The sequence below is a fragment of the Pseudomonas sp. CCI1.1 genome (assembly GCF_034348165.1).
Taxonomy (GTDB): Bacteria; Pseudomonadota; Gammaproteobacteria; order Pseudomonadales; family Pseudomonadaceae; genus Aquipseudomonas; species Aquipseudomonas paracarnis.
On the sequence record NZ_CP133780.1, the window covers coordinates 4,576,709 to 4,601,832 of the forward strand.

Annotated in this window: 25 protein-coding genes; 13 read left to right on the forward strand and 12 right to left on the reverse strand. The window is 61.0% G+C overall.

Annotated features, from left to right (window positions below; genetic code table 11):
• Nucleotides 1-113: 113 nt before the first annotated feature.
• The 6 genes from folE2 to RHM69_RS20780 are packed head-to-tail and all read left to right on the forward strand — an operon-like array spanning nucleotide 114 to nucleotide 5,322.
• Nucleotides 114-1,004, forward strand: coding sequence for a GTP cyclohydrolase FolE2 (gene folE2 / locus RHM69_RS20755; RefSeq protein ID WP_166406509.1), 891 nt, complete (start codon nucleotides 114-116; stop codon nucleotides 1,002-1,004).
• The gene (locus RHM69_RS20760; protein ID WP_166406510.1) at nucleotides 1,001-1,669 is read left to right on the forward strand and encodes a metal ABC transporter ATP-binding protein; all 669 of its coding nucleotides are present in this window, start codon (nucleotides 1,001-1,003) and stop codon (nucleotides 1,667-1,669) included. Before folE2 ends, RHM69_RS20760 begins: the two co-directional genes overlap by 4 nt.
• Nucleotides 1,670-2,536 (forward strand): metal ABC transporter permease, encoded by an 867-nt coding sequence (locus RHM69_RS20765; RefSeq protein WP_200601221.1) that lies wholly within the window; start codon nucleotides 1,670-1,672, stop codon nucleotides 2,534-2,536.
• Between the two features lie 9 nt (nucleotides 2,537-2,545).
• Nucleotides 2,546-3,424: a metal ABC transporter substrate-binding protein gene (locus tag RHM69_RS20770; RefSeq protein ID WP_200646048.1), complete on the forward strand. Its 879-nt coding sequence runs from the start codon at nucleotides 2,546-2,548 to the stop codon at nucleotides 3,422-3,424.
• Nucleotides 3,421-3,981 carry a DapH/DapD/GlmU-related protein gene (locus RHM69_RS20775; protein WP_005792581.1) on the forward strand — a complete coding sequence of 187 codons (561 nt, stop codon included), beginning with the start codon at nucleotides 3,421-3,423 and terminating at the stop codon, nucleotides 3,979-3,981. The genes RHM69_RS20770 and RHM69_RS20775 overlap by 4 nt, the downstream gene beginning before the upstream one ends.
• A gap of 3 nt (nucleotides 3,982-3,984) precedes the next feature.
• Nucleotides 3,985-5,322, forward strand: a complete 1,338-nt coding sequence (locus tag RHM69_RS20780; RefSeq protein ID WP_200601217.1) for a dihydroorotase — start codon at nucleotides 3,985-3,987, stop codon at nucleotides 5,320-5,322.
• Here the strand turns inward: RHM69_RS20780 and RHM69_RS20785 are convergent.
• Nucleotides 5,319-5,840 (reverse strand): DUF3617 domain-containing protein, encoded by a 522-nt coding sequence (locus RHM69_RS20785; RefSeq protein WP_014720569.1) that lies wholly within the window; start codon nucleotides 5,838-5,840, stop codon nucleotides 5,319-5,321. The genes RHM69_RS20780 and RHM69_RS20785 overlap by 4 nt on opposite strands.
• Nucleotides 5,841-5,970: 130 nt before the next feature.
• Here RHM69_RS20785 and cls point away from each other — a divergent pair, with 130 nt between their 5' ends.
• Nucleotides 5,971-7,410, forward strand: coding sequence for a cardiolipin synthase (cls, locus tag RHM69_RS20790; RefSeq protein ID WP_020302042.1), 1,440 nt, complete (start codon nucleotides 5,971-5,973; stop codon nucleotides 7,408-7,410).
• A 131-nt stretch (nucleotides 7,411-7,541) separates the two neighbouring features.
• Here the strand turns inward: cls and cfaB are convergent, their stop codons facing one another.
• The 8 genes from cfaB to hflK (RHM69_RS20830) form a co-directional block, all read right to left on the reverse strand.
• Nucleotides 7,542-8,726, reverse strand: a complete 1,185-nt coding sequence (cfaB, locus tag RHM69_RS20795; RefSeq protein ID WP_014720571.1) for a C17 cyclopropane fatty acid synthase CfaB — start codon at nucleotides 8,724-8,726, stop codon at nucleotides 7,542-7,544.
• A gap of 87 nt (nucleotides 8,727-8,813) precedes the next feature.
• Nucleotides 8,814-9,602 carry a DNA-binding domain-containing protein gene (locus RHM69_RS20800; protein ID WP_014720572.1) on the reverse strand — a complete coding sequence of 263 codons (789 nt, stop codon included), beginning with the start codon at nucleotides 9,600-9,602 and terminating at the stop codon, nucleotides 8,814-8,816.
• Nucleotides 9,593-10,438 carry a DUF692 domain-containing protein gene (locus RHM69_RS20805; RefSeq protein WP_014720573.1) on the reverse strand — a complete coding sequence of 282 codons (846 nt, stop codon included), beginning with the start codon at nucleotides 10,436-10,438 and terminating at the stop codon, nucleotides 9,593-9,595. The genes RHM69_RS20800 and RHM69_RS20805 overlap by 10 nt, the downstream gene beginning before the upstream one ends.
• 67 nt (nucleotides 10,439-10,505) lie before the next feature.
• Entirely contained in the window at nucleotides 10,506-10,757 is a 252-nt protein-coding gene (locus RHM69_RS20810) for a membrane protein (protein WP_003195792.1), read from the reverse strand.
• A 116-nt stretch (nucleotides 10,758-10,873) separates the two neighbouring features.
• Nucleotides 10,874-12,760 (reverse strand): cation-translocating P-type ATPase, encoded by a 1,887-nt coding sequence (locus RHM69_RS20815; RefSeq protein WP_032901860.1) that lies wholly within the window; start codon nucleotides 12,758-12,760, stop codon nucleotides 10,874-10,876.
• Entirely contained in the window at nucleotides 12,757-13,791 is a 1,035-nt protein-coding gene (hflK, locus tag RHM69_RS20820; protein WP_014720575.1) for a protease modulator HflK, read from the reverse strand. The genes RHM69_RS20815 and hflK (RHM69_RS20820) overlap by 4 nt, the downstream gene beginning before the upstream one ends.
• Entirely contained in the window at nucleotides 13,788-14,789 is a 1,002-nt protein-coding gene (gene hflC, locus RHM69_RS20825; RefSeq protein WP_183144149.1) for a protease modulator HflC, read from the reverse strand. Before hflC ends, hflK (RHM69_RS20820) begins: the two co-directional genes overlap by 4 nt.
• Before the next feature lie 9 nt (nucleotides 14,790-14,798).
• The gene (hflK, locus tag RHM69_RS20830) at nucleotides 14,799-16,724 is read right to left on the reverse strand and encodes a protease modulator HflK (protein WP_014720577.1); all 1,926 of its coding nucleotides are present in this window, start codon (nucleotides 16,722-16,724) and stop codon (nucleotides 14,799-14,801) included.
• 310 nt (nucleotides 16,725-17,034) lie between these two features.
• Between hflK (RHM69_RS20830) and RHM69_RS20835 the strand changes: the two genes are divergently transcribed.
• The 6 genes from RHM69_RS20835 to RHM69_RS20860 are packed head-to-tail and all read left to right on the forward strand — an operon-like array spanning nucleotide 17,035 to nucleotide 22,712.
• Entirely contained in the window at nucleotides 17,035-17,655 is a 621-nt protein-coding gene (locus RHM69_RS20835; protein ID WP_014720578.1) for a CDP-alcohol phosphatidyltransferase family protein, read from the forward strand.
• A gap of 10 nt (nucleotides 17,656-17,665) precedes the next feature.
• Nucleotides 17,666-19,414, forward strand: coding sequence for a bifunctional alpha/beta hydrolase/class I SAM-dependent methyltransferase (locus tag RHM69_RS20840; protein WP_200599923.1), 1,749 nt, complete (start codon nucleotides 17,666-17,668; stop codon nucleotides 19,412-19,414).
• Nucleotides 19,415-19,416: 2 nt separating this feature from the next.
• Nucleotides 19,417-20,715, forward strand: coding sequence for a phosphatase PAP2/dual specificity phosphatase family protein (locus tag RHM69_RS20845; RefSeq protein ID WP_200599925.1), 1,299 nt, complete (start codon nucleotides 19,417-19,419; stop codon nucleotides 20,713-20,715).
• A complete protein-coding gene (locus RHM69_RS20850; protein WP_014720581.1) occupies nucleotides 20,705-21,148 on the forward strand; it encodes a hypothetical protein in 444 nt (147 codons plus the stop codon). The genes RHM69_RS20845 and RHM69_RS20850 overlap by 11 nt, the downstream gene beginning before the upstream one ends.
• A 9-nt stretch (nucleotides 21,149-21,157) precedes the next feature.
• Nucleotides 21,158-21,778: a lysophospholipid acyltransferase family protein gene (locus RHM69_RS20855; protein WP_032901856.1), complete on the forward strand. Its 621-nt coding sequence runs from the start codon at nucleotides 21,158-21,160 to the stop codon at nucleotides 21,776-21,778.
• A gap of 1 nt (nucleotide 21,779) precedes the next feature.
• Complete coding sequence (locus RHM69_RS20860) at nucleotides 21,780-22,712, forward strand: phosphatidate cytidylyltransferase (protein WP_014720583.1); 933 nt, start codon at nucleotides 21,780-21,782, stop codon at nucleotides 22,710-22,712.
• Nucleotides 22,713-22,879: 167 nt separating this feature from the next.
• Here RHM69_RS20860 and RHM69_RS20865 read toward each other — a convergent pair whose 3' ends face one another.
• The 3 genes from RHM69_RS20865 to RHM69_RS20880 form a co-directional block, all read right to left on the reverse strand.
• Complete coding sequence (locus tag RHM69_RS20865) at nucleotides 22,880-23,245, reverse strand: hypothetical protein (protein ID WP_137270720.1); 366 nt, start codon at nucleotides 23,243-23,245, stop codon at nucleotides 22,880-22,882.
• A gap of 290 nt (nucleotides 23,246-23,535) precedes the next feature.
• The gene (locus tag RHM69_RS20870) at nucleotides 23,536-23,928 is read right to left on the reverse strand and encodes a DUF6957 family protein (protein ID WP_074059250.1); all 393 of its coding nucleotides are present in this window, start codon (nucleotides 23,926-23,928) and stop codon (nucleotides 23,536-23,538) included.
• Between the two features lie 362 nt (nucleotides 23,929-24,290).
• The gene (locus tag RHM69_RS20880) at nucleotides 24,291-24,929 is read right to left on the reverse strand and encodes an antitoxin Xre/MbcA/ParS toxin-binding domain-containing protein (RefSeq protein WP_228758830.1); all 639 of its coding nucleotides are present in this window, start codon (nucleotides 24,927-24,929) and stop codon (nucleotides 24,291-24,293) included.
• Nucleotides 24,930-25,124: the final 195 nt, after the last annotated feature.

The following is a 25,124-nucleotide window of genomic DNA, read 5'->3' on the forward strand; positions in this document are numbered from 1 at the left end:
TAAAGGAGCATCCCTACTCGACGTGACTGAACAAAGGCAGGTGCAGAAAATTCATCGTGGCTCGTATTGTTATACTATAACATGTCGAATTATTTCCAACGATGGACCTGCTTATGAATGCGCTGACTCTGCCGGATATCGCCGCGCAGGCTTCACGCCAAGCCTTGCCACTCAACTGGGTGGGGATGCGCGGCATCGCCTTGCCAATCCTGATTGACGGTCAACACCTGACCGCCACCGCTGATGCGGGCGTAAGCCTGGACGACGGCACGGCCCGTGGCATTCATATGTCACGCCTGTACCTGGCTCTGGAAATGCTCGATCAACAGCCGCTGACATCTGCACTGCTGCGTAATGTACTGCAGCGTTTTCTCGACACACATGAAGGTTTATCTAAGAACGCTTACCTGCGCATCCACACCCAGCTGCTGCTTAAACGCCCTGCCCTGGTCAGCCCATTAGCCGGCTGGAAAACCTACCCCGTGAGCATCGAAGCGCGCCTGGAAAACCAGATGTTCCACGTGGAACTAAAAATTGACGTTACTTATTCCTCAACCTGCCCTTGCTCCGCCGCCCTCGCCAGGCAGTTGATTCAGCAGCAATTTGTGGATGATTTCGCCAATACGCCGTTACAGCATGAAGCGGTGCTGGCCTGGCTCGGCAGTGCCAACGGCATCGTCGCCACACCCCATAGCCAACGCAGCAGCGCGCAGTTGCACGTTCAGTTGCAAGGTACTGACCTGCCGATAGTCGGCTTGATCAACGCTGCCGAAGCCGCGCTCGGCACCGCCGTACAAACCGCGGTGAAACGCGCAGACGAACAAGCCTTCGCCCTGGCCAACGGGCAGAACCTGATGTTCTGCGAAGACGCCGCTCGCCGCCTGAACCTCGCCTTGAAACGCTCGGATGCCATCAAAGCCTTCCACCTCCAAGTGATCCACGCCGAAAGCCTGCACGCGCACGATGCCGTGGCTGAAAGCCGCTGGACGAGAGACTTTGCATGATCACCTGTAACTCTTTGCGCTGGGGTGCCCCCGGGCAACCGCTCACCCCGGCACTGAATTTGACCCTGGAAAAAGGCAGCCTCACCGGCATCATCGGCGCCAATGGCACAGGCAAAAGCAGCCTGCTCAAGGTCATTGCCGGCCTGCAAAAACCGCTGGCGGGAAAGGTCATTGTGGATGTTCCACGCCGTGGCGGCCTGGCCTTCTTGCCCCAGCAGCAACACTTGGACCGCCAGTTCCCCATCAGCCTGCAAGAACTGGTCGCTGCCGGTTTCTGGGGCATCCAACACACCCCGCAACAACGCAGCCAACGCCTGCAAGCGGTACTCGAAGACTGGTGCCTGACTGGCTTGGAACACCGACCGTTGATGGCATTGTCCGGAGGCGAATTGCAGCGCGCCCTGCTGGCACGCATGAGCCTGGCCGACGCACCCGTCCTGCTGCTCGACGAACCTCACGCAGCCCTCGATGAGGACGGTCAGGCGCTGTGCTGGAAACACATCCACGCTTGGCACAACGAAGGCCGCACCCTGGTGATCGTCTGCCATGACCTGGCCTCCGTGCGTCACCACACCCAGCACGTACTGCAGATCAAAAACACCGGCTGCGTATTCGGCCCCAGCAAAGAGCTGATCCGCCCGCAACCGCAGATGCAGGTGGCCTGAATGCACTTCACTGCCCACTTATGGATGCCGTTTCATGAGTTCGTCTTTATGCGCCGCGCACTCATCGGCGGTTTGGTACTGGCTTGCAGCACCGCGCCGCTAGGAGTGTTTCTGATCCTGCGGCGCATGAGCCTGATCGGTGATGCGGTGGCCCACGGCATCCTGCCCGGTGCCGCCCTGGGTTTCTGGTTCGCCGGCCTGAGCCTGCCCGCGCTGACCCTCGGTGGCCTGGGTGCAGGCCTGAGCATGGCCGGCCTGGCCGCGTGGATCACCCGCCGCACCGGGCTGCGCGAAGACGCCAGCCTCGCCGCCATCTACCCCATCTCTTTGGCCGCCGGGGTGCTGATCCTGGGCCTTGCCGGCAAGCGCCTGGACCTGCTGCACCTGCTGTTCGGCTCCGCCCTGGCCGTGGATCAAACCACCCTGACCGGCATGCTCTGGGTCTCGGGTTTCAGCCTGATCGCCATGGCGCTGATCTACAGACCGCTGTTGCTGGACACCCTCGACCCGCTGTTCCTGCAAACCGTCAGCCGCCTCGGCCCCCTCGCCCATGGCGTGTTCCTGACCCTAGTGGTGCTGAACCTGGTGATTGGTTTCCAGGCCATCGGTGCGCTGATGGTGGTCGGCTTGATGATGTTGCCGGCCATCGCCTCACGCTTCTGGAGCCGACGCCTGCCGGTGCTGATTGCGGTATCGGCGCTGCTGGGCTGCCTGTCGGTGTGGTTGGGTCTGCTGCTGTCGTTCTACTACTCACTGCCCAGCGGCCCGGCCATCGTGCTGGTGGCGGGCGCTGGGTATTTGTTGTCCGTGGTGTTCGGTCCGGTGCACGGTTTGTTGCGCCGCCCGCCTTTGCTCACATCCCAATGAGGTGTTCCGATGCGCGCTCTACTCGTGCTGTTCAGTCTGCTGCTGCCGCTTTCGATGGCCCACGCCGCCGACAAACTCCAAGTAGTCACCAGCTTCAGTATTCTCAATGACATCACCCACCAGATCGGTGGCGAGCATATCCAGATCAGCAACATGGTCGGCCCGGACGCCGACGCCCATACCTATGAACCCACGCCGGATGACGCCAAGGCATTGCTCAAGGCCAAGGTCATCATCAAGAACGGCCTGGGTTTCGAGCCGTGGCTGGACCGCCTGGTTACCAGCACCGAAACCAAGGCAACGGTGGTCACCGCCAGCAAAGGCGTGATTTCCCACACCATGGACGAGGATGGCGAAACCATTCCCGACCCGCACGCCTGGCACAACCTAGCCAACGCCGAGATCTATGTGAGCAACATCACCAAGGCCCTGGTGGCCGCCGACCCGGCCAACAAGACCGCCTACCTGCGCAACAGCCAGGCCTACCTCAAGCAAATCCATAGCCTGCTGGACGAGGCCAAGGCCAAGTTCGGCGCCCTGCCACCGGGTAACCGCCGCATCGTCACTTCCCATGACGCCTTCCGCTACCTGGGCCAGGCCTATGGCATCCAGTTCCTCGCGCCCCAGGGCTTGTCCACTGAACGTGACCCTTCGGCCGCTGAAGTTGCCGCACTGATCACCCAGATTCGCAAGGACAAGGTCAAAGCCGTGTTCATGGAAAACATCAAAGACTCGCGCCTGCTCAAGCAGATCGCTGACGAAAGCGGCGCACAGATCGGCGGCACGCTGTACTCCGACGCCCTCGCTGCAGAAGGCCCGGCCAGCACCTTTATCGGGCTGTTCGAATACAACCTCAACACCCTGTGCGCCGCACTGAGCCAGCCATGATCCGCAAAAATCCTTCCGGCGACCTGCCGGTGATTGCCGAATCGGCCTACGTCGACAAGACCGCGATCATCTGCGGCAAAGTCATCATCGGTGAGAACGTGTTCGTCGGCCCTTACGCCGTGATCCGCGCCGACGAAGTGGATGCCAGCGGCGCCATGGACCCGATCACCATCGGCGCCAACTCCAACATCCAGGACGGCGTGGTCATCCACTCCAAATCCGGCGCAGCGGTGACCATCGGTGAATTCACCTCCATCGCCCACCGTTCCATCGTCCACGGCCCCTGCACGGTGGGCGACCGCGTGTTTATTGGCTTCAACAGTGTGCTGTTCAATTGCGCCGTGGGCGATGGGTGCGTGGTGCGCCACAACTCGGTGGTCGACGGCCGCGACCTGCCCGCCGCTTTCTACGTGCCCTCCACCACGCGTATCGGCCCCAACACCGACTTGTCGCAATTCCCGCCGGTGAGTGTCAGCGCTTCGGAGTTTTCCGAAGACGTGGCACGCACCAACGTCGACCTGGTGCGCGGCTACAAAGCCCTGCAAAACGAGTTCTGAACCATGAGCCGCCTGCTGATCCGCAACGCCCGCCTGGTCAACGAGGGCCAGGTATTCGACGCCGACGTACTGATCGCCAATGGTCGTATCGAGAAGATTGCCGCCAGCATTCAAGGCGATAACGAACCGGTGGAAATCGATGCCAACGGCCAGTGGCTGCTGCCAGGGATGATCGACGACCAGGTGCACTTTCGCGAACCCGGTGCGCCGGAAAAAGGCAGCTTCTACAGCGAATCCCGCGCGGCGGTGGCCGGTGGTATCACCAGCTTCATGGACATGCCCAACACTCACCCGGCCACCTTGAACCTGGAAGCCCTGGCCGATAAAAAGCGCCGTGCCGCACTGCATTCAGTGGCCAACTACGGCTTTCATTTTGGCGTGAGCAACGACAACCTCGACACCGTCGCGGCCCTCGCTCCTCGTGAAGTGGCTGGAGTCAAAGTGTTCATGGGCGCATCCACCGGCAATATGCTGGTGGACGACCCACGCGTTCTGGAGCGCCTGTTTGCCGAGGTGCCGACCATCCTGCTCGCTCACTGCGAACACACGCCCAGCATCCTGGCCAACGAGCAACGCCTGCGCGAACGCTTCGGCGAGCATATTCCCGCAGTCGCCCACCCGCTGATCCGCGATGCCGAGGCCTGTTATCGCTCGTCATCGTTTGCCGTGGAATTGGCCAAACGCCATGGCACGCGCCTGCATGTGTTGCACCTGACCACCGCGCGGGAACTGGCGTTGTTCGAAGACAAGCCCCTGGCCGACAAGCACATCACCGCCGAGGTCTGCCTGCACCACCTGCTGTTCGATGACCGCGATTACCACCACCTCGGCCACCAGATCAAATGCAACCCGGCGATCAAGACCCGCACCGACCGCGACGCGCTGCGCCTGGCATTATTGAGTGATCGTCTGGATGTGATTGGCACCGACCATGCGCCGCATACCTGGGCGCAAAAACAGTTGGGCTATCGGCAAGCACCCTCGGGCTTGCCTCTGGTGCAGCATGCCCTGCCGGCGTTACTGGAGTTGGTGGCCGACGGGCATTTGCCCTTGACCACTCTGGTAGCCAAGACCAGCCACCGCGTGGCCGACCTGTTTGCCATCGCTGATCGCGGCTACGTGCGCGAAGGCTACTGGGCCGACCTGGTACTGATCAAACCGGAGCCTGCCGGCAAGCCGGTCAACAGCCAGCCTATTCTCGCCCGCTGCGACTGGACACCCTTTGCAGAACGCAGCTTTCGCCACAGCGTGAGTACCACACTGGTCAGCGGCCACCTGGCCTGGCACAACGGCCAGGTGGTCAACAGTTGCCAGGGCTTGCCCCTGCAGTTCGGGCGTTAAGCGCGGGGTTTGACCGAACCGCAATCGTTGCCCAGCCACTGAGCGTGGCTGTCCAGGCTACCCTTCTGCTGGATCCCGGTGGCATTGAAGGTACCGTTGACGCTGGTGGTGAATTCTTTCTGGCTCTGAAACGTTGCCACCCCAGTGCCCTGGGCTTTCGGGCAACTGAAGCGGAACTTCCACTGGTTGCCGCTCTTGTCGGTGACTTCCTGTTTGCAGCCCGATTGAGGGTCGGTCAGGGGGATCGAATCGGAGGCCACCTGGGCCGGGGTCAGGCACACCTGTACGCCTTTACCGGCCATGTTAATGCCTTGTTTTTCGAGCATGGCGCGCTGTTCAGGGGTCATCTGTTGCTTGAGTTGACCGAGGATCAGCGACAAGTCCGGCAGGTCCTGGTTATCGACTTTCATATTGCTGGTGGTCAATTCCCACAAGCCCGGCGCCAGCATCTGCGCCTGTGCCGCCACAGGCAGCGACAAACCAACAACCATGGCCAAACCAAGCAGACGAGCATTCATCGGGTAACTCCTGGGTAATTGTGGGCGTTAGACGTCGCAAAGCAGCCAGTGTTGCATGGCAAATAAAATAGCGACATTCACAGCCGTTCATGGTCTGTTACGCACTGGACTGCCTGGAGTTACGTCGTTCATGGATTTCTTTGGCCCGCACCTGCTCGCCTACGTCATTGCCACGCTGCACTTTCTTGGAACGCTCGCCGCGATCCACGCAGTACTGACCGTGCGCACCGCACAAGGCTCGATTGCCTGGGCGTTGTCACTGATGTTCATGCCCTACCTGACGCTGATCCCCTACCTGATTTTTGGCCGCAGCACGTTCGACGCGTACATCCAGGCCCGTCGCCAGGCCAACCAGGAAATGCACACGGCCATCACCGAATTGAACTGGCGCCCCTGGGTGGAGGAAGCGCTCGCGGCGCGCAATTCCAGCGCCTATGCCTCCTTGCGCGCCATGCCCAAGCTGGGCCGCATGCCGTGCCTGGCCAACAACGAAGTGCGCCTGTTGATCAATGGCGATGCCACGTTCGGCGCGATCTTCGAGGCTATCCGTCACGCAAAGACCGCCGTGCTGTTCCAGTTTTTCATCATTCACGATGACGAACTGGGCCGTCAATTGCAGGCCCTGTTGAGGGAAAAAGCCGCTCAGGGCGTGGCCATTTATGTGCTGTACGACCGCATCGGCAGTCACGCCCTGCCCCATCGTTATGTGCAAGCGCTGCGTGACGCTGGCGTGCAGGTCAAGGCATTCGCCACCCGCAGTGGCTGGCTCAATCGCTTCCAGGTCAACTTCCGTAACCATCGCAAGATCGTCGTGGTGGACGGCATCACCGGTTTTGTCGGCGGGCATAACGTAGGCGATGAATACCTGGGTAAAAAACCGCCGCTGGCGCCATGGCGCGATACCCATGTGCAGGTCGCAGGCCCAGTGGTGGCATGCCTGCAGGAGTCGTTTGCCGAGGACTGGTTCTGGGCCGCACGGGAACTGCCGCCGCTGATCCTGCCGGACGCCTACCCGGAAGACGGCGTGCTCTGCCAGTTGCTTGCCAGTGGGCCAGCGGACCCTTATGAAACCTGCTCGCTGTTTTTCGTCGAGGCCATCCATGCCGCGACCAAGCGGGTGTGGATCACCAGCCCCTATTTCATCCCCGACGAGGCGGTGTTTGCCGCCCTGCGCCTGGCGGTATTGCGCGGAGTCGATGTGCGCCTGCTGCTGCCGTCACGGCCCGACCACCGCATCGTATATGCCGCATCCAGCCTGTACGCCAACGAAGCGGTGCGAGCAGGCGTGCGAGTGTTTCGCTACACACCGGGCTTTTTGCATCAGAAGGTGGTGTTGGTAGACAGCGAAATCAGCGCCATTGGCAGCGCCAACATGGACAACCGTTCGTTCCGGCTGAATTTTGAAGTGATGCTGCTGACGGTGGATGAAGCCTTCGCCAGCCAGGTTGAACAAATGTTGCTGGATGACTTTGCCCTGGCCCATGAAGTCAGCCAGGAAGAAAGCCGCGAGACCCGTCGCCTGCAACAACTGGGGATGCGCATTGCACGCCTGATCTCACCCATCCTCTAACCGCCAACACAAAACCAATGTGGGAGCTGGCTTGCCTGCGATAGCGGTGTTTCAGTCGACTCATCCGGTCCTGATACAACGCTATCGCAGGCAAGCCAGCTCCCACAGTTTTGAGCTTCAGTGCCTGGTGGTCAACGGTAGAGATCTTCCCGCGTCCACGGCAGTTCATGCCCGCCATCAGCATGGGGTTTCACTGCCAGTATCTGGTGCAGGTTGATCCAGCCACGGGCAAATGCATAAGCGCAACCGGCCAGGTACAGCCGCCAGATGCGTAGCGCCTGCTCTGGCACCATCTTCGCCGCTGCTTCCAGGTTGTCTTCCAGGCGTTCGCTCCAATGGTCCAATGTGCGGGCGTAATGCATACGCAGGCTTTCGACATCGACCACTTCCAGCCCTGCTTCGCTGATCTCGGCGGTCATCATGGCCAGGTGCGGCAGTTCACCATTAGGGAACACGTAGCGCTCGATAAACTCGCCGGCTCCACGGCCTACGGGGCGGCCGTCGGTGTGCTTGGCGGTGATGCCATGGTTCATCACCAAGCCGCCTTCACGCACTGCGCCGAACAGGGTCCGGCAGTATTGCGCCAGGTTGGCGTGGCCGACGTGTTCGAACATGCCCACGCTCACGACTTTGTCGAAACGACCGTCCTGGGGCAGGTCGCGGTAGTCGAGTAATTGCAGGTCGACCTGGTCTTCCAGGCCTTCGGCTTTCACCCGCTCCTTGGCCAGCGCCAGTTGTTCCTTGCTCAAGGTGATGCCGAACACCTTGACCCCGAACTCACGTGCGGCATAACGCGCCAGCCCGCCCCAGCCGCAGCCCACATCGAGCAGATACTCACCCGGCTGCAGCCGCAACTTGCGGCACAGGTGGCGGAATTTGTCTTGTTGGGCCTGATCGATCGACTCGCTGCCGGTTTCGAAATAACCGCAGGAGTAGGCCATGTCCTGGTCCAGCCATAGCTGGTAGAACTCGTTGGACAGGTCGTAATGGTAGGAAATGGCCGCCGCGTCGGTGGCCTTATCGTGAATCGAGCGCACCGGACGACTCTCCTCGTCGTCATCGACCAAAGCGTGACTCAACTCGTCACACACCCTGATCACTTCGGTGATGGAGCCTTCCAGCTCCAGCTTGCCCTCGACGAAGGCTTCGCCCAGTGAGTCGAGTGTTGGATGGGTCAGCCTGGATACAACCGTGGGGTCCTTGACCACGATGGTGACACTGGGCTCAGGGCCCAAGTTGAATTCATGGCCGTCCCAGAGTCGAAGACGCAGCGGTAGCTGAAGATTCTGTAAGGCCGGTGGAAGTTGCGCGAGCATGAGTAGTCCCCCCTTGTTTCAGACGTCTGCTGTGAGGGTAGACCATGCCAAACAAAGTAGGAAGCTATCGAATGAATAGCTCCCCTTCTATGGCGCTCGGCGCTCGAGCAAACCTTCCTGGACCCACTGTTTCAGCCAAGTGGCCGCTTGCAGCGACGCCCCCTCTGAATAAGTGACCGTCAGCTCAGTACACAGTTCTGAAAAATTCCAGCCCATGGTCACCATGCCCGACAGCGCACAGGCTTCAGCGGCTTCCAGGCTGCGGTAGTGGCAGCGGTTCTGGTTGCGCCACACCAGGCAGATCTGCGCCGGTTCCAGCGCCTGGCTGCCGGGGAAATCCGACTCATCCTTGCTGGCTCGCCAGATCGCCACCGTGTTGAAACGGCAAAGCAACTGCTGCACCGAAGGCGCCAGCGCAACCTGCAAGGTGGGCCAGTCTTCAGGCGCCAGGTGCGCCATGTCATTCAAGGTCAGCGGCTCCCCTTCGGCGGCGTCAAACGCCAAGGTGAACGCCCACTCCAGACGTGCCAACTCAGCCAAAGGCGCACTGTGCGCAGCCATCAGATGCTCAACGATAAACATCGCAAAGCGCTCGCCCAACCAGCGCACGCTGTAATGGGCCGAGGGATAACGGCGGATGTAGGCCTCGGTCAGCGAGCAAAACTGCTCATCTCCCAGCCAATACCAGATGGCACCGAAATCATGGCGCAGTACCTCTTGCAGACGCGACAGGTAGGCGTTGTGGTAAATCGCCAGGCCGGTGTCCACATCCAACGTCGGCCCTCCCAGCAAGGTAGCGGCAAAGCCACTGTTGGCCGGGGGCGCTTCGGATAATAGATGCTGTTCAAACGCCAACTGCCAGTCGATCAGGCGCATAACGCTCTCCGGGCCAAGGCGCTGGCACCCAACTCACGGGCTTTGTTCAACTCGGTGAGTAATTCTTCGAAGGGTGGAAAATGGTCATCGCGTTCCAGTAACGTCGACACGGGGCCCAGATGTTCCAGAGTCTGCTGATACAGCGCCCACACCGGGTCGCACACTGGATGGTCATGGGTATCGACCACATAGTCGCCATAGTCCATATGCCCTGCCAAATGCAGCTGGCGAATGCTTTCGGGTGGCAGGTTGCGAATGAAGGTCCAGGCATCAAAACCATGGTTACGTGCGCTGACGTAGACATTGTTGACGTCCAGCAGCAACTGGCATCCGCTCAGGTGGGCCAAGGCGTTGAGGAACTCCCACTCGGTGAATTCATCCGCCTTGGAACGCACGTAGCTGGAGACATTTTCCAGTACCAGCGGTCGCTGCAACACGTCCTGCACCTGACGTACACGGCCGGCCACGTGGTAAAGGCTTTCTTCGGTGTAAGGCAGGGGTAACAAATCATGTAACTGGTGCGCGCTGCCACGGCTCCAGCACAGGTGATCGGAAATCCATGCCGGCTGAATGCGCTCTGCGAGCTGTTTGATGTGATTCAGGTAATCCATATCGAGGGCATGTGGCCCGCCGATGGACAACGACACACCGTGCATCACCAAGGGGTAACGCTCGGCTATCGCATCCAGGTAGTACAAGGCCTTGCCGCCCTGCACCAGGTAGTTCTCGGAGATCACTTCGAACCAATCCACGGCCGGCGACTGTTCAAGGATCTGGTGGTAGTACTCACTGCGTAAACCCAGGCCGTAACCCAGACTTGGAAGGGACGCGGACATGACTCACTCCAGGGCAAAGTGTCCGCAGCGGTGGCAGGCAGCCGCCGCGGTTGCACTCGTTTGCCGGTTACTCGCCGACTTTACCGCCAGCGGCGTCACAGGCCGATTTGGTCATGGCCTTGAAGCCCATCCCTTTGCACTCGCCCTGGCCCTTGCACGCGTGGTCCTTGGTTTTGCAGTCGTTCATGCCTTTGCAGGAGGTCACGCCGTAGCAGTGAACGGTGGCGTCTGCCGCTTGTACCTGGGTGGCCACACCCGCGAACAGAGAAGCAGCGGCCATTGCGAGGGCGGCACCAGCAGCAGCGGATTTAATGCTCATTGTTGTATTCCTCATGATCAGTAGTGGAGCCGATCTGAACGGATTGTTCAGTCTCGACACAGCACTAGAGTGAGGCCCCCTGTCGGCGTTACAGCCGTGTGCAAATATTTCTGAAATTATTCGTCGAGCTTCAACAGCGGCTCCTGGAAGCGCAGTAAACGCCCGGCGTTCCCCAATACCAACAAGGTGCTGAGGTTATGCAGCACCGCCGCGATCATCGCGCCCGCCGCCCCCAGCCAGCCAAATGCGGCGAACACCACGATGGCCAGTGTCCAGCCCAAGCCAATGATCACATTGACCTGCAACGTCTGCCGGCACTGGCGACTCAAGCGCACACAGGTGCCCAAGCGGCGCAAGTCGCTGCCGATCAGCACCACGTCCGCCGAGGCCAGGGCGATGTCGGCACCGCCCGCGCCCATGGCCACGCCGACCACGCCGGCCTTGAGCGCCAGGGAGTCGTTGATGCCATCGCCCACCACCATTGGCCGGAAGCCACTGCTGATTTCGCCCAGCACGCGGTTGAGCTTGTCTTCCGGCAGCGCTTGGGCTTCGACATCACTGATGCCCACATCCAGCGCCAGGCTGTCGGCCACGCTTTGGCGGTCGCCGGTCAGCAGCAGTTGGCGGCCCAGGCCCAAGTCACGCAGCTCTTGCAGGGCCTGGCGCGCTTCGGGTTTGACGCTGTCGGCCAACAGCAGCCAGGCGAGGAACTCGCCGTTCAACGCCAGCCCGGCAATCGGGCCATCATGGGCGGGCACGGCGGTGGTGACGATGCCCAACTGTTCAAATAACTCCGGCCGCCCTAGCGCCGCTTCGCCCTGCTCGGTCTGGGCGACCACGCCCAGGCCCTGACGCTCGCGGATGTCGCTAAGCACCCGCATCTGCTCCTGGCTCGCCAACCCCGCCAACGCTCGGCTGACCGGGTGACTGCTTGCCGAACCAAGGCTGGCCGCCAGGTTCAGCAGCTTTTGGCGATCCGGCGCGGTAGTCTCGATGGACTGCAAGCGCAGGGTGCCAAAGGTCAGGGTGCCGGTCTTGTCGACCACCAGTGATGTCAGGTCGGCCAGTTCTTCGAGGAACGCCGAGCTGCGAATCAGGATGCCATGGCGCGCCGCCACGGCAATCCCGGCAATCGCCGTGGCCGGTGCCGACAGCACCAAGGCACAGGGGCACGCAGCCACGAGCACCGCGAGCATCGCCTGGGCGTCATTGGTGACAAACCAGGTGACGGCCGCCAGCAGCAACACCAGCACCATGTAGCTGCCGGCATAGCGCTCCAGCAGCCGGGTGATCGGCGGCTTGGACCGCTCGGCGTTCTGCATCAGCGCAATGACTTTGCCCAACGTCGATTCGTTGCCGGTACGCGTGACCTCAAGGCGCAGCAGGCCATCGAGGTTGATCGCCCCACCAAACACCTGCACGCCCACGCTGGCTTCCAACGGCACCGACTCGCCGGTGATCGGCGCCGTGTCCAGGCTCGCCTGGCCGGACAACACCACGCCATCGGCCGGCACGCGGTCACCGGCACGCACTTCGACGATATCGCCGGTGTTCAAGGTGCCGTTATCCACTTCGGTGATGCTGCCGTCCGCCTGCACCAGGCGTGCATGGCTGCGGGTGAGTTTGCCCAGGGCATGGATCGCTTCCTGGGAGCCAATCACGCTGCGCTCTTCCAGCACATGGCCGAAGATCATGATGATCGGCAGCAACGCGGCGGTGAGCAGATCACCGGTGGCCCAGGCGCCGAGCATGGCCAGGGCGATCAATTGATCGGTGATGCCGTGCAGGCTCGGAAAGCGCAGGCTGTACCAGGCTGAACGCATCACCGGCACCGCCACCAACAGCGAAGCCACGCCCAGCAGCAGCTGGCTGACGCCGCTCTGGTCGGGCGCGAGCCAGCGCCACACCAGGCCCAGCACGAGCAAGCCCAGGGCGAGCATCGCCAAGGTCAATTGCCGGGCAGCGCTGCGCTGTTCGGCAGAGGTCAGCATGGGTGCGCTCATTGTTCGGCTCCCTGGATGATCAAGCGGGAGTCGTCTTTGGGATCGACGGTGGTCACTGAACCGGCCTGGCCGAGAATCTTCGGCAAGCGTTCACGGTACAGGCGCAACAGCAAACCGGGATCTTTGACCTGGGCCAGGCTGGCAACGGTAGCGGTCTGCGCCTGGGCATTGGCCAAGCGCTCACTGGCCTGGGCATGGGCGACTTGCACCTGGCGATCAGCTTCCTGGTTGGCGGTCTGGGTGAGTTTTTCCGCTTCAGTGCGGGCGTTGGCCACGGCTTTATCGGCTTGCTGGCTGGCGGTCAGTACCGCGTTGAACGCATTCACCGCAGGCCCAGGCAGGCTCGACTGCACATCGACGCGGGTGGCTTCGATACCCAGCCCCAAGCCGCTGGCCGCCAACTCCGCCAGGCGTTTGTTGATGCCTTGCACCAGGTCGCCGCGCAGCCGCTCACGCCGTTCGGCGGCGCCATTGTCGCTGCCGATCAGTTCCGGGCGGGCTACCAGGATGGTGTCCAGATCCCGCGCTGCGGTGAGGGCCACGGCGCTGCGTGTCACCAGCCGATCCAGGGCAGGCAGCACGTGGTCGCCCTGCAACACAAAGGCGTAGGGCTCGGTCACCTTGTAGAACACCCGCACGTCCAGTTGCACCACCCCGGCATCACCGGTCAGCAGGTAGCCGGAACCGGCCAGGGCATCGCTTAACGGCGTGGCGAAACTGGCCACGCGATCGGCCTGCAACGCCGCGTCGGAACGCAGCAGGTTTTCCACCCGGCGTTCGATCACCCGGTCGGCCGCTGGCAGCAGGATGACTTGCTCAAAAGGTTGCGGCCAGGCCAGCAACAACCCGGCGTTCTGAATGCGATCAAGGGCGCCGAAGTGCAAGACCACGGCGCGATTCTGCGGGTCGATCTGGCGCACATTGGAAAAGGCCCAGGCCAACGCCGCCAATACGGTGACCGCGTACAGTGCCAGGAACGTCAGGCGCCCGGCCTGGATCCACGGGCTGTCCGGGCTTTCAGGCTCGCTCATGGCTGCAGGTCCTTCGGCCCATCCACCAGGGCGCGGAACGGCGCGGCGTCGGTGCGCAGGATGATCTTGGTCCCCGGCGTGACCACCGTGCCCAAGGTATCCAGCGAACGCAGCAGGTTGTACAGCTGCGGATTGCCAGCGTAGGCGCGGCCATAAATCTGCGCGGCTTCAACCCGCGACTGCGCTTCGATATCGGCGGCTTTCACGGTGGCATCGGCCTGCATGATGCGCGCATCTCGCTCGGCAGCGGAGCGGATCTGCGCCGCTTCGCGCTTACCCACGGCGGTGCGTTCGGTGGCGATGGTCTCACGCTCGGCGCGCATGCGGTCAACCGTGGCGGTGAGGGTCACCGATGGCAACGTCAAACGCTCGATACCGACCTGCGCCACGCGCACACCATAGGTGGTGAGCAATTGTTGATCAATCTGCTGGCGCAACTGCGCTTCAAAATCGGAAATGCGCACTTGGCTGGCGTCGGTGTTGATCAAGCTGGACAGGTCAAAGCTGGCCGCCGTGGTTTCCAGCGCCGAGCCGACAAAGGTACGAATCTGCCGCGCCGCCTCATCCGGCTGGTTCTGCACCGCACGCATAAAGCGCTGCACGTTGTCGGCATCGCCCTGCACCTGCCACGCCACATAGGCCTGCACAATAATCCGCAAGCCATCGCGGGTGCCCACATCCTGCAGGCCGCTGGAGGTGGTGCGCAGACGCAGATCCACCGGGATCGCCGCTTCGAACGGTGCCGGCCAGCGCCAGCCCAGGCCCGGCTCCAGCAGCACGCGCGCAGGGTTGCCGAAGCGGGTAATCACCGTGGCCTCACCGGAACGCACTTGCACCAGGCTTGCCGCTGCCACGGCAAACAGCACCAGCAACACCGCCCACGCCATGCGCCGCCAGGGAAAAGGCCCGGCCGCCTGCTCATCGCCGTGATGGTGATGGTGGTGGCCGTGATGGTGGTGATGGCCGTGATCATGATCGTGGGAATGAGCGCTCAACAGACAGACTCCTTATTGAACGGCTTTGCGCGGCGCCGACGGGTCGGCGGGCAAGGTAAAAGAACGCAGATCGATCGTCGGCGCGCTGTCGGCACCCAAACGATGATCCAGAATAAGCAGCTTGGCCTGGGCCAGGCCCTGGCTCAGTTGGCCCAGGTACTGTTCCAGCACGAAGGCTTGGCCCGCAGCGGCGTAGGCCTTTTGTTCGGCGGCAAAGCGCAGGTTCGCTGCTTGGGCGCCGGCATTCACTTCGCGGGCACTGGCCTGGGCCTGATCGCGGGCGGTACTGGCTTGAAGCAGCGCCTGGTTGGTCTGTTCGCTGGCTGCACCGCGTTCACGGGCGATCAGCGCCTGGGCGCCGATCTGCGCGGCCTGCACACCGTGATAAGCATTGGCGGCACCGGCCGGCGGGTGGATCGCCTCGACCACCGTGGCGAGGATTTCCACTCCGCTGTCGAGGGTTTGCAGGTCGGCTTGCACGCTACGACCAATCTCGTCCGCGAGGCTGGTGCGCTCTTCCCCGAGCAATTCATCCAGGGTGCGCGAGGCAAAATCGTGCACCAGGATGCGGCTGGCGGTGCTGCGGATCAGGGTCGGGATATCCGCGCTGTTGTAGGTGGCGGCAAGCGCAGCCTGATCGGTGAGGCCGATGCGGTAGACAAAGCGCACGTCCATGTTGACGATCTGGAAGCCCTGCTTGTCGCCGCTGCTGCTGGCAATAACCTGGGATTTGTCATTCACATGGCTGGCGTCCCACAGGCGGTTGGCGATCAACGGCGCCGGGCCTTCGGCGGCGGCCAGCTGCGGTGTGGCGGCGTCACTGACGCTGGTCGCCAGCTCATGCACCACGCCGTTTTCCACGTTCAGCACGCGGCCCAACGGCCACGGCAAACCGGCATGCAGGCCGGGGCCGAACACCTCGACCGGTTTACCAAAACGCTCGTAAATCCCACGGCCTTGCAGGGGCACTTCATGCAGACCGGTCAGCGCCCAACCTACCGCCAGCACCACCAGCAACACCGGGAAAAACGCCCGGCGCATGTAGGTAAAGGCCCAGATCTGGCGCAGGTCGATGCCAAAGCGGTTGTGCAACTCATGCTGCAACGCCAGCAAGGGCTGAGGCGGCCAACGCAGCAGGCCGGCAATGAAACTCTGCGCCATCAAGCGCGGCTCAAGGCGCGGCTGACGCGGGCTGAACAGCGACAGCACGCCCCTGAGCAGGAACTCCAACGCTACCAACGCTGGCAACAGCCCGATGAGAGTGGCCAGGCGCAGCGGCCAGACCGACTCCGCATTGGCAAACAGCAGGCAGATCGCGCTGAGCACCAGGCAGATAATTGCCATCCGGCTCAACTGCGCCAACTGTGAGGCTTCCGGCCATTGGGCAGCGGTTTCCTGGGCCAGGCGGCGCTCGAATACCAGCAGGCCAAACGCCAGGGCCAATGCGAGCGCTGCGCCAATACTTGCCGACTGCCCGATGGCGGCAGCGGGCAAGCCCAGGTTCCAGAACTGCAGGATGCTGACCAGCGCCAACAGCGACCAGCCGCCCAACCACAGCACCGGCGCGCCAATCTGCGCCAACAGGCCGTTGCCGAACCGGTTGATCAGGCCTTTATGCCAGGGAGTGGGCTCGATGGATTGTTCGACCGCTTCACCGCTCGGCGCTTCCAACGCCTGGGCACGCCAATCGGCCACCCACCAGGCCGACTGCAAACCGGCCACCAGCAGCAGTAAGGCCGACGCGCAGTTGATCAATACCACCGGCCAGATCGACAGCGGGGCAAACAACGCTACGAACAGCGCCAATATCCAACCACTGAGGGCCAGGGTTGTCAGGCCGATACCGGCTTGGCGCAATCGACGGGCGTGGAACAGCCCCTGCTGAAAACGCGCGAGGCCTTCAACCGAAGCCCCGTCAGCCTCTAGATCCACTTGCATCTGCTCAACGCCCACTTGTACACAATTCGTTACGATATAACACGAAGCGTGAAATTTTTGTTCGCTTTTGAATTCACCCTGAATCCCTTGTGGGAGGGGGCTTGCCCCCGATAGCAGTGTGTCAACCGACTGATTAGTTACTGGTACACCGCAATCGGGGGCAAGCCCCCTCCCACATTTGTTCTGATGGTGTTCTTCTGATTGTGACTAACCCCCTATAAACACGAGCCATCACTGGTGTCGGCTGCGATTAGTCGGCACACTCCAAAACAGTTTTTCGCGGGTTCACGGACAAGGAAGCGCCACCCCCATGATTTCCATCTACCAACTCAAACCGCGTTTTCAAAACCTGCTGCGGCCTCTCGTGCAGCGCCTTTATGACAACGGCACCACCGCCAACCAGATCACCGTGCTGGCCGGGGTTGTTTCCCTGCTGGTGGGGCTGTTGATCGCGGGCTTTGCCCAACACCTCTGGCTGTTTGCGCTGATCCCGCTGTGGATGATTGTGCGCATGGCGCTCAATGCCATCGATGGCATGCTCGCCCGGGAGTTCGGCCAGCAGTCACGCCTCGGGGCTTATCTGAATGAACTGTGCGACGTGATCGCCGATAGCGCGCTGATCCTGCCCTTTGCATTGATCCCCGATGTGAGCCTGGCACCGGTGCTGCTGGTGACGCTGCTGGCGGTATTCAGCGAATACGCCGGGGTGCTGGGGCCGATGGTGGGCGCGTCGCGCCGTTATGACGGGCCCATGGGCAAGAGTGATCGGGCGTTCGTACTCGGGGTGCTGGCCACGGGCGTGGCGCTGGGCTGGCTCGGCGCCGGTTGGGTGGAGGCGGTGATGTGGCTGGTCGCCGCCCTGCTCGCCTATACCTTGGTCAACCGGGTGCGTCAGGGCCTCAAAGAACAACAATCTCTCCCTTCTGCATAAGGATTTTGCGATGCTCGAACAGCAAGAGCACACCTTCAGTACCCATGATGGCGTCGAGCTTTTCTACCGGCACTGGCCGGCCACGGCAGGCGCCGGGCCGCGCAAGGCGATCCTGTTGTTCCATCGCGGCCATGAGCATTCGGGGCGTATTGCCCACCTGGTGGATGAACTGGGCCTGCCTGAATTCGACTTCTTCGCCTGGGACGCCCGTGGCCACGGCCAATCCCCAGGCGAGCGCGGTGACAGCCCCAGCTTTGCCACCAGCGCCCGCGACGTGCAGACGTTCTGTGATCACATCAATGCCACCTACAGCATCGAAGAGGAAGACATCGCCGTCATCGCCCAAAGCGTCGGCGCGGTGATTGCGGCCACCTGGGTTCATGATTACGCGCCAAAAATCCGCGCCCTGGTGCTCGCCTCGCCAGCCTTCAAGGTCAAGCTGTATGTGCCCCTCGCCCGCCCGGGCCTGGCACTGATGCGCAAGTTTCGCGGCAACTTTTTCGTCAACAGCTACGTCAAGGCCAAGTTCCTCAGCCATGATCCGGAACGGGTGGCGTCCTACGACAGCGACCCCTTGATCACCAAGGCCATCTCGGTGAATGTGCTGCTGGGCCTGTACGAAGCCGCCGACCGGGTTGTAGCCGATGCCCAGGCGATCCAAGTGCCGACCCAGCTGCTTATCTCCGGCTCCGATTTTGTGGTGCACCGCAAACCCCAGCAGCAGTTCTTCGACCGCCTCGGCAGCCTGAAAAAAGAGCTGCATATCCTCCCCGGCTTTTTCCACGACACCCTCGGCGAACGTGATCGCGCCGTGGCTGTGACCAGCGCCAAGCGCTTTATCTTGCAGAACTTCGCGCACCCGCTGGACCGCGCTTCTCTACTGGACGCCGACAAACTTGGCGCCACGTGCGCCGAATCCGAATCCCTCGCCGCGCCGTTGCCACGCAATTCACTGCGCGACCTGTACTGGCGCATGACCCGCGCCAGCATGGGCCTGGGCAAGAACCTGTCGGATGGGGTGAAGCTGGGCTTCGACACCGGCTTCGATTCCGGCAGCACCCTGGACTACGTGTATCGCAATAAGCCTACCGGCAAGGGCGGGCTGGGGCGGATGATCGATACCAACTACCTCAATTCCATTGGCTGGCGCGGTATTCGCCAACGCAAGCTGAACGTCGAAGAGCTGCTGCGCCTGGCCATGGCCAAGCTGCGTGATGACCAACGCGAAGTGCGCATTGTCGACATCGCCGCCGGCCACGGCCGCTACATCCTGGAAGCCTTGCAAGGCGTATCGCCGCTGCCGGAATCGATCCTGCTGCGCGACTACAGCGACATCAACGTGCGCGACGGTGGCGCGCTGATTCGCGAGAAGGGCCTGGGGGACATCGCCCAGTTCGTCAAAGGCGATGCGTTCGACCGCGCTGACCTGGCTGCCCTGGCCCCTAAGCCGACGCTGGCCGTGGTATCCGGCCTGTACGAATTGTTCGCCGATAACGCCATGGTCGGCGGCTCGCTGGCGGGCTTGGCCGAAGCCGTGGAGCCAGGTGGTTACCTGGTCTACACCGGGCAGCCATGGCACCCGCAGTTGGAGCTGATTGCCCGTGCGCTCACCAGCCACCGGCAGGGCCAGGCCTGGGTGATGCGCCGGCGCAGCCAGGCGGAAATGGACCAACTCGTCGAAGCGGCGGGCTTTCGCAAGATCACCCAGCGCGTGGATGAGTGGGGCATTTTCACCGTGTCCCTGGCACAGAAGATCTGAACATGCGCGAGCCCGGTTTATTGAAACCTGCGGTGCTCTGGCTGCTGCTGTTGGCGCCGCTGTTTTTCAGCACCTATGGCTTTGCCACCTGGGTCACCAGCCAGCGCAGCGACGTCGGCACCCTGGTGTTCGGCTGGGAAACACACATGCCGTTCTGGGCCTGGACCATCGTGCCCTACTGGTCCATCGACCTGCTCTACGGCTTCTCCCTGCTGCTGCCCAATACACGGCATGAGTTGAAACAACATGCACTGCGCCTGCTGAGTGCGCAGGTGATTGCCGTGAGTTGCTTCCTGATCTGGCCATTGCGCTTCACCTTCGAGCGACCGGAACTGGACGGTGTGTTCGGCTGGCTGTTCGCCGTGCTGGCCGGTTTCGACAAACCGTTCAACCAGGCGCCTTCACTGCATATCGCGCTGCTGGTGATCTTGTGGGTCATGTATCAGCGGCACTCCCAGGGGATTTGGCGCTGGGTGGTGCATGGCTGGTTTGCGCTGATCGGCATCTCGGTGCTGACTACTTATCAACATCACTTTATCGACTTACCCACAGGGGCCCTCGCGGGGTGGTTGTGCGTGTGGTTATGGCCGGTGGAACACCCGAGCCCATTGTTGAGTGCCCGGTTAACGCGCGATACCCAACGCTGGCGCCTGGCTGTTCGCTATGGGCTGGGTGCGATAGTACTGCTGACGCTGGGTTTGTTACTTCGCGGCGGCTGGCTGTGGTTGCTGTGGCCAGCGGTTTCCCTCGGCTTGATCAGCGCCAACTACCTGGTGATCGGCGCGCCGGGCTTTCAAAAACGTACAAATGGCCGCCTGACGCCTGCCGCTCGCTGGCTGTATGCGCCTTACTTGGCAGGGGCGTGGACCAATTCGCGGCTGTGGACACGCAAACATCCACAGCCGGATCTGATTGTGGATAACGTCTGGCTGGGGCGTGTTCCTACAACCTCTGAGCAAGGCCCGTTCAAAGCCATTGTCGATCTGTGTGCCGAACTGCCGATTAATCCACAGGGCCGTGCTTATGCCTGCGTGCCGGTACTGGACCTGATCACCCCGACAGCCGGCGAATGCCTGAAGGCCGCGCACGCCATTGAACGTCTGCGAATGAGTGGCCCCTTGCTGGTGTGCTGCGCCCTCGGTTATTCCCGTAGCGCCACTGCCGTCGCCGCCTGGCTGCTGACCACCGGGCGCGCCGCAACGGTTGACCAAGCACTGGCTATTATTCGTACAGCACGGGCCACTGTGGTCCTGCACCCCGCACACCGTAAAGCGTTGGAGGGTTTGCATTATGCCCGCTGATATGGAACTCCAGGTAGTCGCCAGCCTGCTACGTCGTGGCCGTTCCCTGGATCAGTTATCCACAGGCCTGACGTTGCTCGGCGTACTGTTCGGCCTTGCCCAACTGTTGTTGGCCAGTATTTCGACGACCTGCCTGCTGCTGGCCCTGTGGATGATCGTGCTGGGCCTGCTGCAAAAATACTGGGCGCTACGGGTGGCCTTTGACGCCGATCTGTTCGCCTTGCTGGCCCGCGACGTTACCCGCACGCCAGACCTTGACCAAGCCTTGCAAACCCTTGGCCTGCAATTGCCCAAGCGAGCCGGTCGGCCATGGAGCGAACGCCGGCGCGGCGCTCTCAAACTGTTGCGTAAACAAGCCTGGCTACTGGGCGCGCAAGCGCTGCTGACCCTGGGCGTCATCCTTGCCAGCCCTTGGCTGCCTTTTGCCGGATAAGGAATCCTCATGTTCGAACCCGTGGTCGCCACGCTGATTACCTCCATGGCCCGCACCGTCACCGGCGCTCGCAGCCTGTGGCTGGGGTGCGCGCCAGTGCCGGTGCAGCGCATCTATTTCGCCAACCACAGCAGCCACGGTGACTTCGTGCTGGTGTGGGCGTCACTGCCGCAGAACCTGCGCAAGTTCACACGCCCGGTGGCCGGAAGTGATTACTGGAACAAGAGCGCGTTGCGCCGCTACATCATCAACCGCGTATTCAATGGCGTGCTGATCGACCGCGAGCGCAAAGAGCCTGTGGATAACCCACTGATGCCCATGCTCGCGGCCCTGGAAGGCGGCGATTCGTTGATCATCTTTCCCGAAGGCACGCGCAATCTGGAGGATGGCTTGCTGCCGTTCAAAAGCGGCTTGTACCACTTGGCAAAGAGTTACCCACAGGCCGAATTGGTCCCTGTGTGGATAGCCAACTTGAACCGGGTCATGCCCAAGGGTCGCGTATTGCCATTGCCGTTGTTATGCACCACCAGCTTCGGTGCCCCCCTGCAATTGGAAGAAGGCGAAGACAAAGCCGCCTTCCTCGCCCGCACTCGCGACGCCCTGCTCGCCCTTGCCCCGGAGCATTCCTGAGATGGATAGCCAAACCCTGATGTTATTTGGCGGCATCGGCGCGATCCTGGTCATCGCCTCGCTGATCGGCCTGATCCTCAAGCTGCGCACCCGTGGCAGCCCCAACGCAGTTATCGACAACCTCAACGCCCGCATCAACGCCTGGTGGGTGATGGTGGTGGTCATCGGCATCGCCTTCTGGCTCGGCACCGGCGCGGTGATCCTGCTGTTCTACGCGGTGTCGTTCTACGCCCTGCGCGAATTTCTCACCCTCACGCCCACCCGGCGCAGCGACTACCCGGCCCTGGTGGCCGCGTTCTACCTCGCCCTGCCGCTGCAATACCTGCTGATCTACGCCGACTGGTATGGGCTGTTCTCGATCTTCATCCCGGTGTACGTGTTCCTGCTGCTGCCGATCCTCGCCTCCCTGGGCGGCGACAGTACGCACTTTCTGGAACGGGCATCGAAGGTGCAATGGGGGTTGATGATCGCCGTGTTCTGCGTGTCTTTCGTCCCGGCGCTGCTGACATTGGACATACCGGGTTACGAAGGCCGTAACCTGCTGCTGATCGCCTATCTGGTGATCGTGGTGCAACTGTCGGACGTGCTGCAGTACGTGTGCGGCAAGCTGTTCGGCAAACACAAGATCGCGCCCAACCTGTCACCGTCGAAAACCGTGGAAGGTTTTGTCGGCGGGATCCTGTTGTCGTCGCTGATCGGCGCAGCGCTGTGGTGGACCACACCGTTCAATCCCTGGCAATCATTCCTGATCGCGCTGCTGATCAACCTGCTGGGGTTTGCGGGAGGGATTGTGATGTCGGCGATCAAGCGTGACCGCGGGGTGAAAGACTGGGGCCACATGATCGAAGGGCACGGCGGGATGCTGGATCGGCTGGATTCGGTGTGCTTTGCGGCGCCGATCTTCTTTCATCTCGTGCGCTACTGGTGGACCTAACCCACCCCTTTCTCAAACCCGATGGAGATCAAATGTGGGAGCTGGCTTGCCTGCGAAGGCGGTGGTGCAGTAACAGATGCAGCGACTGACACGCAGCCCTCGCAGGCAAGCCAGCTCCCACAGGGGATATGCGCCTACCTGTAGGTTTTATGGTGCTTTCAATACCTCTAGCCAGTGATCTCGATATAGCTAGACTCTCCGCCTCCGGTCGCACCCGATAGCCAGCCCCAAACGAAACTCAGGGTAGTGCGCCCGGCGTGATCAACACCTACCGTGCCTCGTGACCACCCTGCGAGCAGCTCCCCGTCCAGGGTGACGCACTGATAAAGCAGCTCGATAGTATCTGGGCCGGTCACCCGCCCGACCTGCGTTCCCAGGCGAATTCGGCCACCTTGGTAAGTGCTCGAAATCACGCCGTCTTCGATCTGGTAATGAAACACGGTGCCGGTACCGGACAACCCTTGGGCGTTGTTGGCGACCACGAACCGGCGATTGTGCAAACGTGCGTGGACGGTAGCAGGAGGGTTTTGCATCAATACGCATCCTTGAATTGAGCGAATTCAAAACACAAAAAAGGGGCTGTTGAAAACAGCCCCTTGGTTACCAACAACATAGTTTGACACAGCCCCTCTCGTAAATCGGGGCCTGTAGGATGATCCGGGATCCACACGACAGCAACATAGACTGACACAGACGGGTCGCACTTCAAATACGGGGCTCGATTGGTAACAACATAGATTGACACAACAGCGAGAGCGTTCATTCAGGCCGAAATATTATGTGAGCGCGACCGGTCACTCACCTGTGCGGAAATAGTCTTTTTTCAGCACAGGCTCAGTGCGATGTCTAAATCCGTGTGCAACCTTCGACCAGTCCCCATCAGCACATAAACTGTGTTTTTTGTTCGAAATAAGCAGTCATGGGTGAAGGAAACACCCAGCGTTGTTCGGACCCAATCACCAGGCGGGAAGCGGCCTTTACTGTCTTGGATAACGGTCAAAGCGTAAACGAGAGCAGGAATTAGCTGTCTATCCGTAATGGCTTTTCGCTGACGTGTTGGAATGTCGAGATCCAATATTGCCCAATCAGCAACAAGACAATAGGCATGGGAAGGAAAATGCAGACTGGCGAGGGCCACAGCATCTGAGGTGGTGAGTTGGCACCCATCTATTTTCTCACCCGCAGAAAGCACTGAGACAAAATCTGCCAGATTCATCTGTACCTCCGGCCGATCAAAAAAACGATTCGAACGAGAAGCATCAATCAGCTTAGCTCCCATCGACACACGAGGTTCCGATGCCGAAGACTGGGCCATTTCACAGCTGGTCCGTCTTCTCCCCTCATCCCACTGAACGGGATGATTTCTATCTAGCTGTCACCGGATAAAGTGGGTTTTCGCCAGTACCCAGCTATGCCATTGCCGTGCGTGAACCCTACCTAGCGGTAGGTGCCGATGTGGGTGAAACCTAGTGCTTCATGGATGCCCGTGCATGTCGTATTCGGCAAGGCGACGCCGGTATAGGCGCATGAAATCCATGTTACTCAAGGAGCGGTAGAAGCCGTTTGGCTGCGGCTGAATCAAAATGACATGCCCTCAGACACTTGAATCAGCATTTCTTCGACTAGATGTGTGCCAAAGGTTGTAGTGACCATCGCCGATGGGCTTTCTCCCAAAAAACGGGCTTTGGGTTTGGAAAGCCATTGTTTGGCCTTCCCTTTGTCACCGAAGATCACCTCGGCCATGGCGGTAATATGTGCAAACCGGAACAGGCGATCGCTCTCATGCAACGTTAAAAGCTGATTGGCTGACAGTTTTGTTTTGAGCGTTTTGGGTTGAATGATTCTGTCGCGTTCTTCGTCGCTGAGGGTTCCATCATCACAAAGCATTTTGATCAGGCTGACCGAGAAGCCAGCTACTATCATGTCGTGAATGTCCAGATCCGAAGCATTGACAGAGATATGAAGAAGCGTCTCCAGACGCATGCGGTAAGCATGATAGACATCCTGACGCAGGACGCCAGCAAACATGGGCCGCACTGATGTTGCGTTGCACACGGGCGTCAGGACTAATGTGCCATTCACTACCGTTAGCTCCAGGTCGTCCCCAACACCTAACCTCATTTGGTCAAGCAACTCTTGAGGCAGATCAATGATGATGTCGCCAGTACCGTCCTCAGTTTTCTGGCATTTTACTATCCAGCGCTCAGTTTCACTCATGATCGTCCGGCCCTCATCCGCCATCAGAGAATGACACACATCATTATGCTTGGGCCCAGAGCTGACCAAAGGAACGCGCAATCCGCTGGTAGACAGGCACTGCCGCTGCTCGAACGCCGGATAGCGAGTGAAACAGCAAAAAATGGGGCAATGGCTATACCTGCCTTTCCACCTTCACATGGCTAAGAGCCTGAG

Coding starts and splice junctions, on each gene's coding strand:
- RHM69_RS20835 (WP_014720578.1), top strand. CDS start 17,035: ATGATTTCCATCTACCAACTCAAACCGCGTTTTCAAAACCTGCTGCGG.
- RHM69_RS20765 (WP_200601221.1), top strand. CDS start 1,670: ATGCACTTCACTGCCCACTTATGGATGCCGTTTCATGAGTTCGTCTTT.
- RHM69_RS20840 (WP_200599923.1), top strand. CDS start 17,666: ATGCTCGAACAGCAAGAGCACACCTTCAGTACCCATGATGGCGTCGAG.
- RHM69_RS20880 (WP_228758830.1), bottom strand. CDS start 24,929: ATGAGTGAAACTGAGCGCTGGATAGTAAAATGCCAGAAAACTGAGGAC.
- RHM69_RS20800 (WP_014720572.1), bottom strand. CDS start 9,602: ATGCGCCTGATCGACTGGCAGTTGGCGTTTGAACAGCATCTATTATCC.
- RHM69_RS20870 (WP_074059250.1), bottom strand. CDS start 23,928: ATGAATCTGGCAGATTTTGTCTCAGTGCTTTCTGCGGGTGAGAAAATA.
- RHM69_RS20785 (WP_014720569.1), bottom strand. CDS start 5,840: ATGAATGCTCGTCTGCTTGGTTTGGCCATGGTTGTTGGTTTGTCGCTG.
- RHM69_RS20760 (WP_166406510.1), top strand. CDS start 1,001: ATGATCACCTGTAACTCTTTGCGCTGGGGTGCCCCCGGGCAACCGCTC.
- folE2 (WP_166406509.1), top strand. CDS start 114: ATGAATGCGCTGACTCTGCCGGATATCGCCGCGCAGGCTTCACGCCAA.
- hflK (WP_014720577.1), bottom strand. CDS start 16,724: ATGCAAGTGGATCTAGAGGCTGACGGGGCTTCGGTTGAAGGCCTCGCG.
- RHM69_RS20850 (WP_014720581.1), top strand. CDS start 20,705: ATGCCCGCTGATATGGAACTCCAGGTAGTCGCCAGCCTGCTACGTCGT.
- cfaB (WP_014720571.1), bottom strand. CDS start 8,726: ATGCTCGCGCAACTTCCACCGGCCTTACAGAATCTTCAGCTACCGCTG.
- RHM69_RS20775 (WP_005792581.1), top strand. CDS start 3,421: ATGATCCGCAAAAATCCTTCCGGCGACCTGCCGGTGATTGCCGAATCG.
- RHM69_RS20770 (WP_200646048.1), top strand. CDS start 2,546: ATGCGCGCTCTACTCGTGCTGTTCAGTCTGCTGCTGCCGCTTTCGATG.
- RHM69_RS20865 (WP_137270720.1), bottom strand. CDS start 23,245: ATGCAAAACCCTCCTGCTACCGTCCACGCACGTTTGCACAATCGCCGG.
- RHM69_RS20810 (WP_003195792.1), bottom strand. CDS start 10,757: ATGAGCATTAAATCCGCTGCTGCTGGTGCCGCCCTCGCAATGGCCGCT.
- RHM69_RS20845 (WP_200599925.1), top strand. CDS start 19,417: ATGCGCGAGCCCGGTTTATTGAAACCTGCGGTGCTCTGGCTGCTGCTG.
- RHM69_RS20815 (WP_032901860.1), bottom strand. CDS start 12,760: ATGAGCGCACCCATGCTGACCTCTGCCGAACAGCGCAGCGCTGCCCGG.
- RHM69_RS20780 (WP_200601217.1), top strand. CDS start 3,985: ATGAGCCGCCTGCTGATCCGCAACGCCCGCCTGGTCAACGAGGGCCAG.
- RHM69_RS20860 (WP_014720583.1), top strand. CDS start 21,780: ATGGATAGCCAAACCCTGATGTTATTTGGCGGCATCGGCGCGATCCTG.
- RHM69_RS20805 (WP_014720573.1), bottom strand. CDS start 10,438: ATGTCCGCGTCCCTTCCAAGTCTGGGTTACGGCCTGGGTTTACGCAGT.
- hflK (WP_014720575.1), bottom strand. CDS start 13,791: ATGAGCGAGCCTGAAAGCCCGGACAGCCCGTGGATCCAGGCCGGGCGC.
- cls (WP_020302042.1), top strand. CDS start 5,971: ATGGATTTCTTTGGCCCGCACCTGCTCGCCTACGTCATTGCCACGCTG.
- RHM69_RS20855 (WP_032901856.1), top strand. CDS start 21,158: ATGTTCGAACCCGTGGTCGCCACGCTGATTACCTCCATGGCCCGCACC.